Genomic DNA, 2,461 nt, shown 5'->3' on the forward strand with positions numbered 1-2,461 from the left:
CCTTGACTAAATCCTTGGATTAGTATTTGTTTTTCTTGCTCGACAGTATTTTTGACTAACTCAACTTTGTACATCGCATTTTCTGAGCGTTTCCTGTACTCTTCAACTTTTTGTTTGAGGGCTTCAATCCCCATTTCCCAACCCCTGATATCTGTATTCAGAGTATCTTCAATTGCCTTAGCAGCTTTATCGATTTCTGCCACCACCTCACTCAATAGATTCCAGCCTGAATTTTGAGTAATCCTTTGAATGACTGTTTCTTGAATGTTCAGGATACCACTATCTTGCAAAGCTCTTGGTGCAATCTCTTCAGGTAAAGGAATTACTCTCCTACCTTTTTCATCTCTCTCAGCATATTTGGCACTAAAGAAATCCTCAAAATCTTTGATCTCCTTTTCAGTGGCTTTTTCTTGCTGAATCAGTTTCGCTAAAAGTCCTTGTCGAGAACTAGCAGGGTAAATAACTGGATTGCGAAACCCAAAGCCAGTTAACTCTCGTTCTAAATCCTTGATGACATCAGCAATTTCTCTGTCTCTCTCTGTCTTCTGGTCAATTTTGTTCAGGATAAAATAAATTCTACCCGTGCTTTCGGCTATAAAGTCTTTGCGATTTTCGACAACATCCTTAAACAAATCGGCAACTGCATTATCTTTGTAGGAAGCGTAGTTTAAAACAAACAGAATGGCATTGCAGGTTCGCAGTGCTTCTAGCGCTGTTTGCTTAAGTGCATTAATGTTGAAGTTTGCAGACTCCCACTCATTAGGGCCGGGAGTATCAACTAAGGTAAAGCCTGTGAGAGAAGATAACCCACTAATTGCTTCAATCGGATGCTCTATCTCAAAGCGTGTAGTGTTATCGGGATTGCCTTGTTCTCTGATTTCACGGGTACGCAGCAGGAATTTTTGCTGAATTTTGCCAGCGTCACCCTCAACAAGAATGACTGGGTTTTTTTCTCCTTCTCGATACTCTAAAAGTTGGGGAGTTTCGCCCTGTTTAATGTGTCGGACATCTGTACGGCAGATGGTACAGGCGGCCGTTTCACTCGCCAGCACATCAGCACCGATGATAGAATTTAAGAAGGTGCTTTTGCCAGCTTTCATTGCCGCAATGACGGCTACTTGATACTTCTGATGTTGCAAAGCATTTAAAGCTTTGTTGATCTCGTTTTCAATGCTTTGTAGCCCTTGACTTTCATCTCCCTGAATGCGGAGTCCGTCACGAAATTCTTTGAGATATTTTAAGAGGAAAGTGCCTGTACTGTAAATGCTGTTGTATGCTGTTTGAAATTCTTGAGAAGACATAAATTGAAATTTTTTAGTTGAGGGACTGGCTAAATTAGAGCTAGAAATTCGCGGTTAAAGTTGATAGATATTTAGCGCTTACCCACCTATCCGCCAGGGGCTTTTAACCCCCGGCGGACTCCTGCAACAAGCGCTTAATATCAACAACAGACTTTAGTTATTAGCCAGAAACTTAAGTCTCTGGCGCGAGTCACTGTTTAGTCGTCAGAAAGAGCCTTAGTAATCCCGTAAAATGCCAAACCTGCTAATGCACCTACGGCTATACCAATCGGGCCAGCGGCAGCACCAATACCAGCACCTCCGCCAACGGCACCAACGGCTGTAAAACCTGTAGCAGCTACCGCACCTGCACCCGCAGCAGCACCTGCTGCTGCGGAACCTGCTGCTTTTGCTATTTCATCACCTTTAGCCATTGCAATACCTCAGTTTAAGGAACAAAAACTAACTGTCTGACTAACGAAAGTTAACTAAACAGGCAAAATTTGAAATATTGAGATCGCACTTTCCGGCTTATCTAAGTATTTGCACTTAGACAATGAGTCGGTAATTTAATACTAGACTACTTATTGTTAACACACAACTAACAAACGCTAGCAATTTCGGTTATGCTGTCGTTAGTCATATCTCAACACACCCGAAAATGGTACCAAAGGAAGACTTATTTGCCGAAGCCGCCAAAAACTGGGACTTAGAAAGGCTATACCAAGCTTTCGCAGAAGCTAAACGGCAAATCTCACCCCGATCGCGCCGGGGACTCACAGAAACCGAAAAACTCTACCTCCGAGGCTTGCTTTCCGGTTGCAGTCCCGCCGAAATCGCCCGCCAACTGTTTCAGACTTCCAAAAGTGCAGAGGTTTATTTATGTAAAACTTTATACCAATATGTTAAAAAACTCGCTGATGTACCTAACGAACCTGTAGGAAATTGGCGCAATATTTGCGATCGGCTACAGGAAGCCGGATATAAAACTCAGTCTTCTGTGAAAGCTAAATTAAGTAGTTCTTTACCGATAGATGCTTTAGTAAAAATAGTTGATATGGGTTTTGAAAATCAAAATACACTAACAATTGATATAAACATTCGACTAGAATTCCCCTCAACTTCAGAAACCCCAAAAACTGAAGACTTGGATCGAGACGGTTATATGGGCGATCGCCCAT

3 protein-coding genes are annotated in these 2,461 nt (G+C 42.3%); 1 reads left to right on the forward strand and 2 read right to left on the reverse strand.

The genetic code is table 11. The annotated features are described in order from the left end of the window. A partial coding sequence (locus WBA89_RS22245) for a dynamin family protein (protein WP_424409517.1) occupies positions 1 to 1,301 on the reverse strand: 1,301 nt, incomplete at its 3' end. A 197-nt stretch (positions 1,302 to 1,498) separates the two neighbouring features. Continuing rightward, positions 1,499 to 1,714 (reverse strand): hypothetical protein, encoded by a 216-nt coding sequence (locus tag WBA89_RS22250; RefSeq protein WP_424409519.1) that lies wholly within the window; start codon positions 1,712 to 1,714, stop codon positions 1,499 to 1,501. Positions 1,715 to 1,941: 227 nt separating this feature from the next. On the opposite strand from WBA89_RS22250, the gene WBA89_RS22255 reads away from it, so the two are divergent. Further along, positions 1,942 to 2,461: helix-turn-helix transcriptional regulator (locus WBA89_RS22255; protein WP_424409520.1), on the forward strand; the 520-nt coding region annotated here is incomplete at its 3' end.

The sequence above is a fragment of the Microcoleus sp. genome (assembly GCF_049646505.1).
Classification (GTDB): domain Bacteria; phylum Cyanobacteriota; class Cyanobacteriia; order Cyanobacteriales; family Microcoleaceae; genus Microcoleus.

What these genes read in the sequence shown, in the direction of transcription:
- WBA89_RS22250 (WP_424409519.1), bottom strand. Translation starts at nt 1,714, where the DNA reads ATGGCTAAAGGTGATGAAATAGCAAAAGCAGCAGGTTCCGCAGCAGCA.